Source organism: Paraburkholderia sp. BGA-UO-ETr-F12, from assembly GCF_059567945.1.
The window spans coordinates 1-15670 of the sequence record NZ_JCAQOZ010000048.1; the positions used below are offsets into that span (position 1 = coordinate 1).

The window sequence follows — 15670 nt, forward strand, 5'->3', positions numbered from 1 at the left end:
GGTACGCCAGCTTCAAGACCATGCGCACCGTGCTGTTCCTCATCGCCGGAAAGCTCGACTTCTCAGCACTCAATCCGCATGCGTCGTGAGCCGCATTACCCACTCCATTTTTGAAAGAGCCAAATAAAGTCCCCCAAGCAATAGAATGGCCGCGCAAAACTCTTTCGCCGCGCTTTCGCCCAGTTTCCGCCCGTGTACGAGTCGATAAAACAGAACTCCGGCCAAAAATAGCGAAAGCTGAGATTGATATTCCAGCAAGAGCAGTACTGCAGCGATAGCACTGGCGTAGTAAAGAGTTGCTGCTTGCGAGCGAGCAAGTTTTCGAGCCCCCCAAAACATTGCGATCAACAACATCGATCCATAAAATTCAATCTGCATAGTCCAAAGGACACCGTTATACGTACCTCCTTTCATGCCCGTAATGGTCGCGTGCACAAACGCCTCACGCAGGCAGAAACTGAGGCCCGCCAACACGCTAGCGGCGGACAGATTCGAGAGTCCAGGGCCTACCGGAACATACGCATGAATTGCCGGGATCGCGAGGCCGACGATAGCCACGGAAAATGCGAACAAACTCGCGGCAACAATCGGAATGGTTAAACGGACATATCGTTTTATCACCAGGGTTATCGGCCCAGCGTCGCTGCGCGAAAATACGTGGCTGAGTACGAACCCGCTGAGAAGAAAAAAGATCGCGACTGCGAAATTACCGGCAAAAAACAATAGGAATGGTTCGCCAGACAAGCGAATGTCCCAGCTGAAGCGGCTGTCAACTAACTGTCCACTGTAAAGACCGAACGTGAATAAAATCAGCCCGTGATGAATCACTACAATCAGAGCCGCGATGCCACGAAGTCCATCAAGATACTCGAACCGCCCCTTCATCCCCGCCCCCTTCGCTTGCCTTCCCGAAAGTTATGGAAAGGAAGGGTAACATTCTACCCACATTGATGGCCCCCGGGGGGGCATCACGACGCCTTGTTGGTGTTGGGTCTGCGGCCGATCGGTTACAAGGCCAATGTCGCCTATGCATTCGCGCGCGCGAGCAATAGGAAGGTGAATCAGTGCTTTTTGAACCGGCGATGCATCTGACCAGCGTGCTCGAGAGGTAAGTCGTGCACAACGCGAAGACGACTGTGTTCGCCCAGCACCTCAGTTTTGCGCCGCGTACGTGCAAGGCGTATCGCGCCAAGACCAAGGGCAACATCGAGCGTCCATGCCCCTATATACGGCAGGACTTCTTCCTCGCACGCCGCTTCCAAAATCTCGACGATCTGAACCGGCGGCTGCGTGAGTCGCTCGCAACTGGATAGTGCCTATGGTTGCGGAGAATGGCCCAATCCAGTCTCCGCATGTTGACGTTGAGGTTGCGTAGGCGACGTTCGTCGAAGTAAAAACGGGTGCTCAATATATCTGTATGTCAACACCGAGATCCCAATTGTGGTAACACAAACTGCGGCTCCCAGCGCCCAGTATTCAGTAAGGGTCAGCGATGCGATAGACACGTAATGGTTCACCAGCCTCGAAAGAAGATACAGCACCCAACTATGCGTCAGATAGACGCTGTAACTTACAATGCCTAGCAGCCTTGTCAGCGGTGACGTGAGCAGGCCGAACAAACTGTTTCCACTCGCAAACACAATAAATGGTAAGAACAGGAGTGCCGCACCAATCACCGAATAGCATTCGGGCTGCCACGCGATGGTTGCGGCAATCAAGACTATGGCCACAACTCCGGAAAGCCAGTGCTGAGCTATAGACGAGACCGCATGTACGCGAACGATAGCTGCAGCGATAACGCCGCCAACAAAGAACCACTGGACACCAACGGTGGACGGCAACGTCAGGTATGCGCAGGTAACGAGCAACGCTGAAATCCGTGCTGTTCGGGTTTTCAAAACAGCGAGCAGCGGAAGGAAGAGATAGAACTTCCATTCGTAAACCAGCGACCAGAATACGCCATTTATTACAAAGGTTTTTTCCACGCCGTTTATATCGGGAGCGCCGGGAGCAGTAAAAATCAGCCAAGAAGTCAGTTGTTGGAAAAAAACGAGCGGGGGAATCGATAGTCGAAAATGTGTAATCGCAATTACCGTCAAAATCAAAAGGGAAACGGCGACCAAATACATAGGCACCAGGCGCCGGATTCTGGAAATGTAGAAGCTTCTTGTGTCGAACGGTCGGTCCTCGCGCGAAACCTGGTTCCAGAAAAGGAACGCAGTGATCATGAAGAAAAATGCTACGCCCCCGCAGCCAAGGAACGTAGTCAGCCGCGACGGCGGAAAATCCCACACACCTGTTTGGTAGAACTGCAGATTAATCATAATGTGGTGCAACATGACGGATAGCGCCAACAATCCGCGCAATCCGTCTATTGCGTGGTAGCGCGTAGCCGTTACTTCAGCATCCAACAGATCGCGGTAGAACGCCGATACTTGTGTCGTCCCATAGCTGACTACGATAGCAATGGCAAAGATAGAAACGACAAAGAGACATAGAGAAGCGCTCGACAGTTGCATAGCTCACCTGCGTGGGAATGTACAATTATAGTCCGTCAGTAGGCGATGCTTTCGTTGCTTCCTGCCTGGCGCCGGCAAACATCACAGTACGATCGAGACGTTCCTGGTGGCGCGCCGCCTTGACGCGTTGTGGCAGCGGACCAGCAACGCGACAAATATCACCCGTTGCTACGGCCTAACGCGTGTGCCGCATCGAACGCGGCGCCGGGCGCCGCCCAGCGAGTGCGATAGCACTGCGTCATATGGCATACTCACTTGATCAAAGAAGGGGAAAAAATTGTCGCGTACGATTTCGATCTGTGCCGTGCTACTGGCAGCGTTCATTTTAGTCACATCGATTTATGGGGGCTACCACTGTTACTCGCCTATTCCCTATTGGGACCAGTGGGATGGCCAAATCGGCTTCTATCGCCGACTTGGCGAGCACCCCTTTGCGGCAATTTGGGGGCAGCATATGGAGCATCGCATCGTCTTTTCGCGCCTGCTCTTCTGGATTGATCGTGTTGCATTCGACGGCGGGAACGCGCTCCTCGTCATAATGAATTATCTGATTGCAGCTGGAACAGCGGCGGTATTTGTCAGCGAATATATCAGGAACAAAGACAGAAGGGTTCCGGCTGTCTTTGTGTTCGGCCTGGTCTTTGGGATGCTTTTTCTATGGACGCAGGAAAACAATCTCGACTGGGGATTTCAGAGCGGCAGTCTTGGCGTCAACCTTTTCACGGTCTGGGCCTTCGCGAGATTCTCACGTGACGACGGTCGTACAAGAAATATTATCGCAGCGATTCTTCTGCTACTCGCCGCGACGCTCACCATGGGGAACGGCGTGGTCGGCTTTGCCGTCCTGCTGGGTCAGGCGTTTCTTCAACGGCGTATGTTCAAAGAGTATCTGATCGTCGGCATATGCGGACTGCTAGTGGCGGCTGCCTACTATTACAACTTTTCAAAACCTGTCCTTGACCCCGATCCGGCAGTGACGGGTCTCTTCCTCGTTCAGCCAAAATTTTTTGCGATGTTCCTTGGCAGTCCGCTGTTCTTCGTGAGCGGCAGCCTTAAGTTTGCGGCAATCGCCGGCCTGCTGTCTTTAGCCGTATTTGGAGCGTTTTCTCTGTACGTTTTTGCTAAAGACAAAGTAACACCGTACCGTGCCTTCCTAATAGCGACCTATGTCTTCATCGTCATTTCTGCAATCGGCGCGGCGCACAGCCGGTGGATGCTCGGCTTGGCCGGAGCCGTGGCGAGCCGATACACGACCCCCGCGCTTGTCGGATTAACCGCAGGTATACTTTTGATCTTGGACGTCGTGCGCGGCCGATGGTTGTACGTTACATCTATCGCCGCACTAGTGCTCCTGACGGCACTTGCGTCTCATCAGACGGCCGTTACTGATTCTGCGCAGGATCTGTATCTCCGGAAACTTGCCGTCCTCAGTCAGAAAATTGGCATGGATCGTCCTGACTACGACCAGTTCGTATACCCCCGAGATATGCATGACCGGTACGTAGAGAACGCGACTTTTGCCGCCGAGCACAAGATTGGCGCGTATGGAAAAGGGTGGCTCCATGACGCTGGAATGATAAAGTTCGACCCTAATCGAACGGACTCAGCGTCGTGCGAGGGTCACTTGGAAGCGACGTCTGGCCCTAGCGGCAACATTGCTGTGAGCGGATGGGCCTCAATCGGAAGCGCAGCAGACTTGCTGATTGTTATAGTCGATTCCGCGGATAAGACGGTCGGCTATGGTGTTACCGGGTACGAGCGTCGGGATGTCGCCGAGGCAGTCAAGGGCGCGCCCCGTGATGCCGGATGGATGGGTTTCGCAAACGTTGCCAAAGGGCCCATTTCCGCCTATGTGTATCGGGATGGTAAGTTCTGCAAGCTGTCCTAGCGACGAAACCCTAGCGAGCTCTTGTCGATCCACTGATAGTCTCGGCTTCGACAAGAGTCCATTCGGCGCTCCAACTATTCCTGGACTGGATGCACGTCTCGACTCCAGTCTTTAGTGGGCCGGTATGCAGTATGTGCTTGCGGGGTACGCGGTCCTTCTGCCCGATCCAAAAGCAGTGCTCCCCGACAAAATGTGGAGCTTCCGCACTACTCTTTGCCTGCCGATTCCCTGAGTGGACGGTCGACAGTACAGCGACTGGGCTGTCGATTGACGTATGGAGGTCATGGACGCCATCGTCGACGGGCTGCGCTATCATCCGACGCGTATACGCCGCAAGTCGGCGACGCGAACACATCCGCTGAGATCAAGGAATTGCAGGACATGAAACGCCACTTGATGATCGCCGGCACGGGTCGTGCCGGGACAAGTTTCTTGGTGCAGTACTTCCATAAGTGCGGGCTCGAAACGCATATCTCGCTGCATCCAGAATCTCAACTTGATGAGAATGCGAACGCCGGTCTGGAAGACATGCCGATCGACGTCGATGATCTCCCGTATGTTATCAAGACCCCTTGGCTCTATGAGTTCGCGGAACAACTCTTAAGTCGGGATGACATTACGGTCGACGCAGTCATACTGCCCATGCGCGACATAGTTGAAGCTGCATCCAGCCGCGTCACAATCGAGATGCGCGCTCGGTATGGAAACCCCAATCTGCAGGATGACTGTACCAGGTGGGGCACGTGGGCAGGCGCGCCGGGCGGCGTAATCTACTCCCTCAACCCGGTGGACCAAGCCAGAATTTTGGCGATGGGTTTTCATCAACTCGTTTTTGAGCTAGTAAAACGCGACGTGCCTATCGTGTTTCTCGATTTCCCGAGGTTGGTCGAAGACGCTGAATATCTTTATCAGAAGATCAAGCCTGTTTTGCGAGATCAGATTGACCACGATAGAGCATTAACAGCCCATCGGCTAACCGCAGACCCTACACTGGTCCGGACAAGGGTCGAAATTGACCACGCCGAGCACCCGCAGGTCATAGGAGAGCCCCAGCTTGAATTTCCGACGAGCAAAGCGCTCGACCGAGCGGCCTTGCTGCGAGAGTTAAAGCGGGCGCGCGGCGCTGAAAATGCAGTGAGCGCAAGCTTGCGACAAGCCGAGGCTAGGATCGTTGCATTGGAGATGCAGGCGAGCGAGCTAAAGGTGCAGGCCGACAACGACCAAGCCTCAGCTACTCTGATGCGCGACTCGCTACAGACCCTGCGCGCTCAACACGAATCCGAAATACAGGCAATACGTCATGCCCACGCCGTGCATGTAGCCGACCTCGAGCGGACGAATGCAAGGGAACTGGCTCGGGTGCAACAGCAACTCGCCGAGATTCAAGGATCCACGCTCTGGCGCTTGACGTCTCCATTGCGCGCATTGCTTACGCGGTTGAAGGCGTAGAAGATATGGCCAATCGGAGTCAAGCGTCTGCCTGAAACGCTCATGGAGCGTCGCCCGACAACGCAGCTTACTGCCCGACTCGGCCTGTGAAAGTCGGCTGTCGGCAAATGTTTCTGCGGCCGTCGTTCCGTGGCGTCCTTGGGTTATGTCGAGTTCGATCTAGCGCGAGTCCAAATCTGCAAACGGTTGCGCCGCCCGGCGCCCCTGCCATGGTAGAGTTACGGACTAGCCGGATGCGCGCCCGGCGCGCGCTCGTCGTCATCCATGGAAGGCAAGCTAGGATTTACGCTGCTGGATGCATCTCCGTCGCTCATACTAAACATCAATTTATGTTTTCAATTGCAATAGCCGATTTTCGGGAAAGTCTGTTTTCATGGCGACTCTGGATGTTGCTGGGCTGGCTTGAAATCCGTCAACGCTACGCCAGATCATCCGTCGGTCCCTTTTGGTTGACGATTAGTATGGCGGTAATGATCGGCTCCATCGGCGCGGTATACGGCACCTTGTTCGGCATGAACCTTAAGGAGTATTTGCCGTTTCTAAGTGTCGGTCTGGTCATGTGGACGCTCTTTGCTCAAATCACCAATGAAGGCAGTACCGTTTACATCAACAGCTCCGCCTACATCCGGCAGGCTGCCACTCCGAAAATTTTGTTTGTATTGCAAATTGTATGGCGCAATCTGGTCATATTTGCCCACAATCTCATCATTATCGTTCTATTGCTGGCGATATTTGGAGTCAAAAGCTGGTTCGCCCTGGCCTTCTTTATCCCGGCACTAGCGCTTTATATTCTAAACGCGACTTGGATTGCGATGATAGCGGGACTTCTGTCAGCGCGATTCCGGGATTTGCCGCAAATTATTGGTGCATTGCTTCAGGTTGCATTTTATATTACGCCGATTATGTATCGCCCCCATTCGTTAAGCCGATTTTCGTGGATTGTCACGCTCAATCCGCTCGCATACCTGCTTGAACTTGTGCGGGGTCCGCTCATCGGGGATATACCGTCAATGATGACCTGGCTAGTAACCGGCGGCATGGGAATTGTCGGATGGATCGCAGCTTTGTGGGTCACTGGACGGTACCTGAAGCGGATTCCTTACTGGGTTTAATAGAAGTTTGAGCAACGCAAAATGACTTATATCGAGCTTGAAAATGTGGGACTGGATCTGCCGATCTTTGACGTGCAGGGGCGCTCGCTGAAAAAGCAGGTGCTTCGCATGGGCAGACGCAATCGCATTGCGGAAGGCACTGACGGGGTCGTCGTCGTACGCGCGTTGGATAACGTGGATCTTCGACTAGATGCCGGTGATCGTGTCGGTCTCATCGGTCCGAATGGTGCCGGAAAATCGACTCTGCTTCGACTTCTAGCCGGCATTTACAGCCCTACCGCCGGCACCATCCGCAAGGAAGGCAAAGCGGTGCCACTGCTCGACATTAGTCTGGGTATGGACGACAACTCTACAGGGCGCCAGAACATTCGCTTACGAGGTCTGTTGCTTGGGATGACCGACTCGGAAATCCGTGCGAAACAGGAAGATATCGCGGAATTCACCGATCTCGGCGATTACCTGGACCTGCCGCTTCGGACGTATTCAAGCGGAATGCGCATGCGTCTGGCGTTCGCAGTCGCCACGGCAGTCGATGCGGAGATTCTTCTTCTCGACGAGGTTATCGGTGTGGGCGATGCTTCATTCCAGGAGAAAGCCAGCGTGCGACTTGATGACCTGCACAATCGCGCCGAAATCGTTGTGTTGGCAATGCACTCAAACGATGTAATTCGCAGAACTTGCAATAAGGCCTTGTGGCTGGAGAAAGGTCGGGTGCGGATGTTCGGGCCTGTCGAGGAGGTGATCGCAGGTTACGAAGCACGCTAGATGCGCAAGGCAAGCCGTCTAAAAAACGCGCTCGCTTCGCCACATCATCAGCAATGCTCATAAAAGTCCGCGCGCGGACTTTTATACTTTTGACGCATCGGACACCCCGGCAAACGTTTAAAGCGATCTCCTGATCGCGTACATCCGCTGCTGGACCGCATCCAACACACCCAAAAACATCGCCTTGAAATACGTCCTACGGGGTGCAACAAGCAAACTGTAGAAGAATACAAACTGGAGCAGCCTAAAGGTGTGCACCACTCGCCAGCTCCAGCGCATCGGCGTTCCGGCGAGCATCCGGATTGTGTTGCGGAACATATAATACATGCGGACCGGCGTATGCACCGGCACCTCGCGCCAACGGAAGAACCAGAGCCGCACGATACGATCGCCAAGCTCATGGTCGAGGCGGGCTGCGCAAACCCCAAATATCGAAAGTCCTGCAGCGCTGGCTCGCAGACACCATTCGGTGTCGACGTGATCAATGAAGAATGCTTCGTTCATCAAGCCGACCATACGGAATACCGATTGGTGTATTAAAGAGCCTGATGCAATCAGGAAATCCGTTCTGACCAATGGACACTCCTGCGAACACGCAACGCGTCGAACAACGCCGTTCTCCAGACGGATAAACGGCCATTGCGAACCCGTTCGGAAGTCTTCACAAACTGGCCCCACTGCACCTACCGAATGTCCCTGCGAACGTAGCGCGGTATCCGCTCGCACCAGCTCGTCCACCATTCCCTCGGCCGGCACACTATCGTGATCCAGAAGTAAAACGTAATCATATTGCTGGGCCAGCAACGCCTCTATGCCTCGGTTCTGTGCAGCAGCGATCCCGATGTTCGAAGACTGCTCAAGGAGCCTGGCTCCGTGCTTCACGCAAAGCTCGTTTATTTTCAGCGTGAGTGGTTCAGGTGACCCGTTGTCGACCACGATCACACGGTCTACTTGCGGCACAGTCGACTCGATTACGCGCGCTAATTTCGCGATGTCAGGACGGTAAGTCACAATCACGGCGCCGACGTTCGCTCCGCCCGTTTTCTTGCCTGACGCGTTCGACGCTTCTTCCGTCGTCGGAGTCTTGGTGAAGCCGCTCATTGCGAGTCCAATACCATGACGCCTCGATTGGAAAACTGGGCCGGGTCAAGCGGCCGGTCAAGTGCTGCGGTCGATGCACTATAAAAGCCCAGTTGGCGCGCGGCGAGAGAGAACGCTCGCTCGAGCACATGTGCCAGAGTAGCATCGCGTTGTCCTGCCTCCGGTTCGAAGTCCGACAGTTGTACGTTCAGGGCACGTATCCCATCGAGTGCCGCGGGACGAAACCAGAACATCGTCCCAGCAAAAAACCCCAACGACACTTCTTCATCCGGCACACCTAAGCGTGCAGCGAGGGCGCGTAACCGGGCCTCGTTGCCCCCCCAAAATCGCGCATGCGTAATAAATGCATCGTCCGGACCGATAATGCCGCACGCCGGATTTTGGCGAAACGCCTCGACGATCTTGAACACCCGGTACGAATTTCCCAGCAGGCTATTGAATAGACTGTCACGCCATGAGTGGCCTTTATCACTGTACACACTCTTCTTCGAGTGAATTTTGCAGACACACAGATAGCGGCTCAACAACCCGGAATTGAGCAAGCTGATAAACGGCCCAACATCGCGACCGATGTTTTCATGAACGTATAGGAATACCTTACGACCTCGCTCATCGAAGACACGCTTGGCCTCGTAGTAATCCTGGACGTTCTTTACCGAGACGAAGACGTCGACCGGTGCGATGACGTTATCGAGATAACCCCCAATCTCGTCTGCCAGATCGACGTGATAAAGGTGGACGACGATCGCGCATTCCGCCCGAAGATCCGCTGGAATGATCGACCGAAGTTGAAACTCGGGGAGCAGAATACTAACTGGATTCGCAGCGCCGCCGCTGCCTAGCGCAACAGGAGCGGGCCGTCCAACGCGCATACGCTCTATTTCGGTTTCGATTTCTGCGACGTGCTCGGCTCCGACCACCGAGGCAAGGCCGTGCATTCGGAGCTTATTGGGATTGTCGCGTAGCACCTCGCATTTGAGAAAGCCAAGCTGCAAGGCCACCTTGTCCCACAGATAGTGCGTGAGATTCGACGCTTTCACGCGACGCCAATGCAACAACTCAACCAGGAACTGGAAGGGTTGAATCTGCTTGCGACGGCCAGCCAGACGCCACGCGATGGTCACGTAGTCGAGAAATGTCGGTTTGAACGCAGACTCGACACGCGCACCTTGGGCGATAAACCGCTGCGTCATCCCAACCTCGTAGTTAAGAATGATCTCCCATTTGCTGTCGAGGACGCGCACGTCACGCCAGAACCCGGCGAAGGCTCGCGTCAAGATTAGCGACTTCCTGAATACGATGAAATACGACTGCGCATGAGGCACGATCTGACGCGAGACGGTCATTGCCCACATATCACAATTCGCGCCGGCCATACGTTCGAAGACGTCCTTGAATCCGTGGTCCCGGAACATGTAAATACTATCGTTTGCGACAATTAACTCGTCGTACGCCCAGAGATCCAGAATAGATTCAATGCCTACTTTCAACGAGTAGAAATCATAGCCCACGTTCTGGCGCAAAATCACCGTAATACGCGAATCGTTTGGCTCGAACGCATCCGGACGCAGGCCCGTCGAAACTATAACGAGCCGGTCTACAACATCTAGCAGTTGACGGATCAGTCGTTGCGTTCGTACTGGCATATCGCCCGCCGGGTCGAAATGCGCCATGACAGCGATGCGCTTCACCCGCGTCATTTAACGATCCTGGACAAGCCGCGCACCACGCGATATAGACGAGGATGTCGCACCAGCATGCTTGCCACACGGTGTCGAATGCGTCGCGCAGTCGCAGTTTCCTCACGCTTCATCTTCTTCCTGGATTCCGCCGCGCTCAGGATCAGGTCTCGCTCGAGACTGGCCTTTTGCTCGAGCAAATGAGCCAGCCCATCCTCTCCGATCAGTCGCGCCAACTGCGGATCCGACATCAAAATCCGCCGTGCGTCACCAATGCCGTCCACGGCAGCCTTAGTGGCTTCGAGATAAGCAAGGCCGTGCTTCAGATCTGGCTCCAGGTGACAGCCTTCCCCCCACTCGTTCCAAGCGTTAATGAAGATAAACTGATGCTCATCGTCATTGCTAACACGCGTGAACTGCACAAGATGATCGAGCCAGAATCGATACAACTCTGGCGAGGAATAAATTACGGTATGCGGGTTGTTCTGACGCCGCGCCGTGTTATCCCACGAGGGGATGATGCCGCGATACCACTGATAATCCTTAGTGGTGCGCTCCAAGGACTGCGCGATGATTTTCCGATAATCCACTAGGCCACCGACAAAATCATCGTTCAGTATTTCAGGGACCTTATCCGGCTTATTTTCCGAGCCAATGAACGTGTGGGGTGGAAACTCGACTGCAGCGTCAAATCCCCACTCGCGCGGATCCTCGATACCATAAAACTGGACAGCGCAGAGATGAAGTTCCGGAATCCCGTGGCTCCTGGCCACTTCGCGCCATCGTTGTACGGTTTTTCTGGTATCAGGAAAGAGGTCGGCGCGATAAACGAGCAGCATCGGCTTGCCGTCCACCTTAATCGCGCGGCGATCCTTCAGCGTGGGAATTAGGTCCTCAATGAAGTGCCGGTCCTCGTCGTCGCTGTGAATCTGCTCCAAGAGAACATTCTTCTCCAAGCCGTCCCAAGTGCGCGTCCAGTTCTCGTTGGCCCAGCATACGCAAAACGGAAACTCGATGTCGCTAGCGAGGAAATTATTCAGCGGTAGTTCAAGAATGCGGCGACCGTTGAACCAGTAATAGTAGAAACAAAACCCGTGCACGCCATAAAGCGCCGCGTACTCTGCCTGCTGCCGCATGGTATCGACGATTCGCAAATCGTAAAAACCGAGGTCACGTGGAATGTGCGGTTGGTAGTGCCCGACAAAATTCGGCTTTCCTTTAGCTACGTTGGTCCATTCGGTGAACCCCGGCCCCCACCATTCCGAGTTCTCTCGAACCGGATGGAACTGCGGGAGATAAAAGGCAATCGGCTTGATCTTTGGCATATTTTTGTGTACCTACAACGTGACAACGAGTTCAATGCACTACCGATGCTGCCAACTTCAGTAACTTTTATCGAGGTAACTGAGCTTGGGCAACGGCCTGGCATGCACGATAACGCTATAGAGAACCCGAAGCCTAGTGCCCCTTACAGCACAGTGATCAGACCTTATACGCTACGTTCGTGCGGATGTGACCGAAGCGTGGTGTGTAATGGACGCACGACCGTTCAGCACGGCAACACGTCCGACGTCGGACACTCAATTGGCTGTGGGCCGCAGCAGCCGGACGGCTTACAAAGGCGCGGTTGCTGCGAACAAGTCGTCCAGAACATACTGCATTGCAACACGCCAATTCGGCCGATGAAGACCGAACCGGCTCACCAGCGCGCTATTGTCGAGCAATGAATTACGGGGGCGACGAGCCGGGGTCGGGTATTCTGACGTCGAGATTGACTTGATCCGCGTCGTGACCACACTGGATGGCTGATGTGAACGAGCGGCATCGATGATCGCCTCTGCGAACCCATGCCATGTTGTCGAGTCCGCCGCGGTCAGATTGAACAAACCGCTATCGAATCTACCAGCCTGACGCTCCCGCATCGATTGAGCGACGATTTGCGAGGTAGCGTCTGCAATCAGGCGAGCGGAAGTCGGCGCGCCATATTGGTCTCCGACAACACTAAGTTCTTCGCGCGTCGCGGCAAGCCGCAACATCGTACGCAAAAAGTTCTTTCCGCGTACCCCGTACACCCACGTTGTTCTGAACGTCAGCCAGTCACCGCCGACATCGGCAATTGCGCGCTCGCCGACGAGTTTGCCACGGCCATAGGCGCTTAAAGGCGCGGTTGCATCTAGTTCCGTATAAGCCCCTTCCTTGCTGCCGTCAAAGACGTAGTCGGTGGAGTAGTGCACGAGCAACGCGTTGACGTCGCGCGCCGCCCGCGCCAACTCCTCCACTGCCTCTCCATTAATTCGGGTCGCCAGCGCTTCCTCGCTCTCTGCCTTGTCTACTGCCGTGTAGGCTGCCGCGTTGACGACCACATCCGGTGCAATGCGCGCGACCACAGCCGCAGCTTTGCCAGGCGCAGACAGGTCCATCTGCTCGCGGTTGAACGCGAATACTTCGCCGAGGACGGACATACTACGCTGCAACTCCCAGCCCACCTGACCGTCACATCCGGAGATGAGAACCTTCATTCGAACACCTCAATTTCATTCAGGGTCTTCGCCGCCGCATCCTTCGCAGCGAGCAGCGGTTCACCTTCGAACGGCCATTTGATGCCCACTTGAGGATCATTCCAGAGCAGAGAGCGTTCATGCTCAGGAAACCAGTAGTCGGTTGTCTTGTATAAAAACTGCGCCGATTCGGACAGCACCACAAAGCCATGCGCAAAGCCCGGTGGCACCCACAGTTGCCGATGATTGTCCACCGACAGCGTCACCCCGACCCACTTGCCGAAATTCGGTGAGCTCTTGCGGATATCCACCGCCACGTCGAACACTTCGCCTTCGACCACGCGCACTAGCTTGCCCTGTGGGTGTTCAATCTGATAATGCAGGCCGCGCAGCACGCCTTTCGCCGAACGCGAATGGTTGTCCTGCACGAACTCCACATCCGTCTCAACGTGCTCGGCAAACTCACGGCCGTTAAAGCTCTCGAAGAAGAAGCCTCGCGCATCACCAAACACTTTCGGCTCGATGATCTTGACTTCCGGCAGCGCCGTAGCGGTTACTTGGATGGCCATGCAACTTGGTCCGTAAGAAGGTTTTGCAGATACTGCCCGTAGGCGTTCTTCGCGAGTGGCTTGGAAAGTGCGAGCAGTTGCTCACCGTCGATCCATGCCTGCCGGTAAGCAATCTCCTCCGGACACGCAACCACCAGACCCTGGCGCTTTTGCAGCGTCGCAATGAACGTGGCAGCTTCGATCAGCGAATCGTGCGTGCCCGTATCGAGCCACGCATAGCCACGCCCCATAATCTCGACATTGAGCGCGGCGCTCGCGAGGTAACGCGAATTGACGTCGGTGATTTCAAGTTCGCCGCGCGGCGACGGCTTAATGTCCGCCGCGATATCGCAAACCTGCTTGTCATAGAAGTACAAGCCGGTAACGGCATAGTTCGAGCGCGGCTTGGCCGGCTTCTCTTCGATCGACAACGCACGGAACTGCTTGTCGAATTCGACGACGCCATACCGCTCCGGATCGTGCACGTGATAAGCAAAGACGGTCGCGCCTTCATCTTTATCGTTCGCGCGTTCCAGTTGCTTCGCGAGATCGTGCCCATAGAAGATGTTGTCGCCGAGAATCAGCGCCGACGGATCGTTGCCAACAAAATCACGGCCGATGATGAACGCTTGCGCGAGACCGTCCGGCGAAGGCTGAACCGCGTACTGAATGTTCATACCCCACTGGCTGCCGTCGCCGAGCATCGCCTCGAAACGCGGCGTGTCCTGCGGCGTGGAGATGATCAGGACGTCGCGAATCCCCGCTACCATCAGCGTGGACAGCGGGTAGTAGATCATCGGTTTGTCGTAGACCGGCAGCAACTGCTTGGAGACGACATGCGTAATCGGATACAGGCGCGTGCCCGATCCGCCCGCGAGAATAATGCCTTTGCGCGCCATTGCCGTGCCCTTACGCGCGCTGCGCGTAGTTGGTCTCAACCCACTTCCGATACTCGCCCGAAGCGACTTCGTCAGACCACGCCTGATTGTCCAGATACCATTGAACTGTCTTGGCAAGACCCGTTTCGAACGTCTCGGCCGGCTTCCAGCCGAGTTCGCGCTCGAGCTTGCGAGCGTCGATTGCATAACGGCGGTCGTGGCCCGGACGATCTTTCACGTAGGTGATCTGGTCGCGGTACGAGGAGCCCGCCTTCGGACGCAACTGGTCGAGCAAGTCGCACAGCGTATGCACGACGTCGAGGTTCTTCTTTTCGTTCCAGCCGCCGACGTTGTACGTCTCGCCCGGCGTCCCGCGCTCGAGCACTTCGCGGATCGCGCTGCAATGGTCGCCGACATACAGCCAGTCGCGCACGTTCTGACCGTCGCCATAAACCGGCAGCGCCTTCCCGCTGAGTGCGTTGGCGATCATCAGCGGAATCAGCTTTTCGGGGAACTGGTACGGACCGTAGTTGTTCGAGCAGTTCGTGGTGAGCACCGGCAAACCATACGTGTGATGGTAGGCGCGCACCAGATGATCGGAACCCGCCTTGGTGGCCGAATAGGGACTGTTCGGCGCGTACGGCGTGGTTTCGGAAAACTGCGGATCGGTAGCGGAGAGCGAGCCGAATACCTCGTCGGTCGAAACATGCAGGAAACGGAACGCGGCCTTGTCGGCCTCGCCGAGCGTGTTCCAGTACTGGCGAGCGGCTTCAAGCAAGGTAAAGGTGCCAACCACGTTGGTCTGCACAAAATCCGCCGGACCGTGGATTGAACGGTCCACATGGCTTTCCGCGGCGAAGTGCAGCACGGCACGCGGTTTGTGCTCGGCAAAAAGCGCGTCCATTGCGGCGCGATCGCAGATATCGGCGCGCACGAACACGTGCCGGGGATTTCCCTGTTGCGACTTGAGCGTACCCAGATTGCCGGCGTAAGTGAGTTTGTCTACATTCAGCACCGCTTCGTCCGACGTATCAAGCCAGTCGAGCACGAAATTGGCGCCGATAAAGCCGGCACCGCCCGTTACCAGGATCATGTAATTTCCTTCTAGATGTTGGTGGCGGATCGGATTCGCTTTGCCGATCCACACGCCCCGCGTTGTGGTGTCGGATTCTTGTCAACGCCCGGCGCAGCCCCTCGCACAGCAGGCAGGCGCTCAAACGCCAATCTTATGAA

13 protein-coding genes and 1 pseudogene are annotated in these 15670 nt (G+C 55.4%); 5 read left to right on the plus strand and 9 right to left on the minus strand.

Features of this window, described 5'->3' with window-relative positions; all coding sequences use genetic code 11:
* Window positions 1-69: 69 nt before the first annotated feature.
* Entirely contained in the window at window positions 70-885 is an 816-nt protein-coding gene (locus AC57B6_RS21540) for an acyltransferase family protein (protein WP_496422070.1), read from the minus strand.
* A gap of 263 nt (window positions 886-1148) precedes the next feature.
* Between AC57B6_RS21540 and AC57B6_RS21545 the strand changes: the two are divergent.
* Window positions 1149-1307, plus strand: a pseudogene (locus AC57B6_RS21545) (IS21 family transposase); the annotation flags it as partial.
* Between the two features lie 9 nt (window positions 1308-1316).
* Here the strand turns inward: AC57B6_RS21545 and AC57B6_RS21550 are convergent.
* On the minus strand, window positions 1317-2519 hold the full coding sequence (locus AC57B6_RS21550) for an acyltransferase family protein (RefSeq protein ID WP_496422071.1): 1203 nt from the start codon (window positions 2517-2519) through the stop codon (window positions 1317-1319).
* 277 nt (window positions 2520-2796) lie between these two features.
* Between AC57B6_RS21550 and AC57B6_RS21555 the strand changes: the two genes are divergently transcribed.
* The 4 genes from AC57B6_RS21555 (at window position 2797) to AC57B6_RS21570 (ending at window position 7733) form a co-directional block, all read left to right on the plus strand.
* Window positions 2797-4407, plus strand: coding sequence for a hypothetical protein (locus tag AC57B6_RS21555; RefSeq protein WP_496422072.1), 1611 nt, complete (start codon window positions 2797-2799; stop codon window positions 4405-4407).
* A gap of 381 nt (window positions 4408-4788) precedes the next feature.
* A complete protein-coding gene (locus tag AC57B6_RS21560) occupies window positions 4789-5856 on the plus strand; it encodes a hypothetical protein (RefSeq protein ID WP_496422073.1) in 1068 nt (355 codons plus the stop codon).
* A gap of 329 nt (window positions 5857-6185) precedes the next feature.
* Window positions 6186-6968 carry an ABC transporter permease gene (locus AC57B6_RS21565; protein WP_281663914.1) on the plus strand — a complete coding sequence of 261 codons (783 nt, stop codon included), beginning with the start codon at window positions 6186-6188 and terminating at the stop codon, window positions 6966-6968.
* Between the two features lie 21 nt (window positions 6969-6989).
* Complete coding sequence (locus AC57B6_RS21570) at window positions 6990-7733, plus strand: ABC transporter ATP-binding protein (RefSeq protein ID WP_281663878.1); 744 nt, start codon at window positions 6990-6992, stop codon at window positions 7731-7733.
* 117 nt (window positions 7734-7850) lie between these two features.
* On the opposite strand, the gene AC57B6_RS21575 is transcribed toward AC57B6_RS21570, so the two are convergent.
* The 7 genes from AC57B6_RS21575 to rfbB form a co-directional block, all read right to left on the minus strand.
* Window positions 7851-8834, minus strand: coding sequence for a glycosyltransferase family 2 protein (locus AC57B6_RS21575; protein ID WP_496422074.1), 984 nt, complete (start codon window positions 8832-8834; stop codon window positions 7851-7853).
* Window positions 8831-10534 (minus strand): rhamnan synthesis F family protein, encoded by a 1704-nt coding sequence (locus AC57B6_RS21580; RefSeq protein ID WP_496422075.1) that lies wholly within the window; start codon window positions 10532-10534, stop codon window positions 8831-8833. Before AC57B6_RS21580 ends, AC57B6_RS21575 begins: the two co-directional genes overlap by 4 nt.
* On the minus strand, window positions 10531-11838 hold the full coding sequence (locus tag AC57B6_RS21585; RefSeq protein ID WP_281663881.1) for a glycosyltransferase WbsX family protein: 1308 nt from the start codon (window positions 11836-11838) through the stop codon (window positions 10531-10533). Before AC57B6_RS21585 ends, AC57B6_RS21580 begins: the two co-directional genes overlap by 4 nt.
* Before the next feature lie 288 nt (window positions 11839-12126).
* Window positions 12127-13032 (minus strand): dTDP-4-dehydrorhamnose reductase, encoded by a 906-nt coding sequence (gene rfbD, locus AC57B6_RS21590; RefSeq protein WP_281663882.1) that lies wholly within the window; start codon window positions 13030-13032, stop codon window positions 12127-12129.
* Window positions 13029-13580, minus strand: a complete 552-nt coding sequence (gene rfbC / locus AC57B6_RS21595) for a dTDP-4-dehydrorhamnose 3,5-epimerase (protein WP_281663883.1) — start codon at window positions 13578-13580, stop codon at window positions 13029-13031. Before rfbC ends, rfbD begins: the two co-directional genes overlap by 4 nt.
* Window positions 13565-14458 (minus strand): glucose-1-phosphate thymidylyltransferase RfbA, encoded by an 894-nt coding sequence (gene rfbA / locus AC57B6_RS21600; protein ID WP_496422091.1) that lies wholly within the window; start codon window positions 14456-14458, stop codon window positions 13565-13567. Before rfbA ends, rfbC begins: the two co-directional genes overlap by 16 nt.
* A 10-nt stretch (window positions 14459-14468) precedes the next feature.
* Window positions 14469-15530 carry a dTDP-glucose 4,6-dehydratase gene (rfbB, locus tag AC57B6_RS21605; RefSeq protein ID WP_281663884.1) on the minus strand — a complete coding sequence of 354 codons (1062 nt, stop codon included), beginning with the start codon at window positions 15528-15530 and terminating at the stop codon, window positions 14469-14471.
* Window positions 15531-15670 lie beyond the last annotated feature (140 nt).

Coding starts and splice junctions, on each gene's coding strand:
- rfbC (WP_281663883.1), bottom strand. CDS start 13,580: ATGGCCATCCAAGTAACCGCTACGGCGCTGCCGGAAGTCAAGATCATC.
- rfbD (WP_281663882.1), bottom strand. CDS start 13,032: ATGAAGGTTCTCATCTCCGGATGTGACGGTCAGGTGGGCTGGGAGTTG.
- AC57B6_RS21560 (WP_496422073.1), top strand. CDS start 4,789: ATGAAACGCCACTTGATGATCGCCGGCACGGGTCGTGCCGGGACAAGT.
- rfbB (WP_281663884.1), bottom strand. CDS start 15,530: ATGATCCTGGTAACGGGCGGTGCCGGCTTTATCGGCGCCAATTTCGTG.
- AC57B6_RS21565 (WP_281663914.1), top strand. CDS start 6,186: ATGTTTTCAATTGCAATAGCCGATTTTCGGGAAAGTCTGTTTTCATGG.
- rfbA (WP_496422091.1), bottom strand. CDS start 14,458: ATGGCGCGCAAAGGCATTATTCTCGCGGGCGGATCGGGCACGCGCCTG.
- AC57B6_RS21580 (WP_496422075.1), bottom strand. CDS start 10,534: ATGACGCGGGTGAAGCGCATCGCTGTCATGGCGCATTTCGACCCGGCG.
- AC57B6_RS21550 (WP_496422071.1), bottom strand. CDS start 2,519: ATGCAACTGTCGAGCGCTTCTCTATGTCTCTTTGTCGTTTCTATCTTT.
- AC57B6_RS21570 (WP_281663878.1), top strand. CDS start 6,990: ATGACTTATATCGAGCTTGAAAATGTGGGACTGGATCTGCCGATCTTT.
- AC57B6_RS21585 (WP_281663881.1), bottom strand. CDS start 11,838: ATGCCAAAGATCAAGCCGATTGCCTTTTATCTCCCGCAGTTCCATCCG.
- AC57B6_RS21540 (WP_496422070.1), bottom strand. CDS start 885: ATGAAGGGGCGGTTCGAGTATCTTGATGGACTTCGTGGCATCGCGGCT.
- AC57B6_RS21575 (WP_496422074.1), bottom strand. CDS start 8,834: ATGAGCGGCTTCACCAAGACTCCGACGACGGAAGAAGCGTCGAACGCG.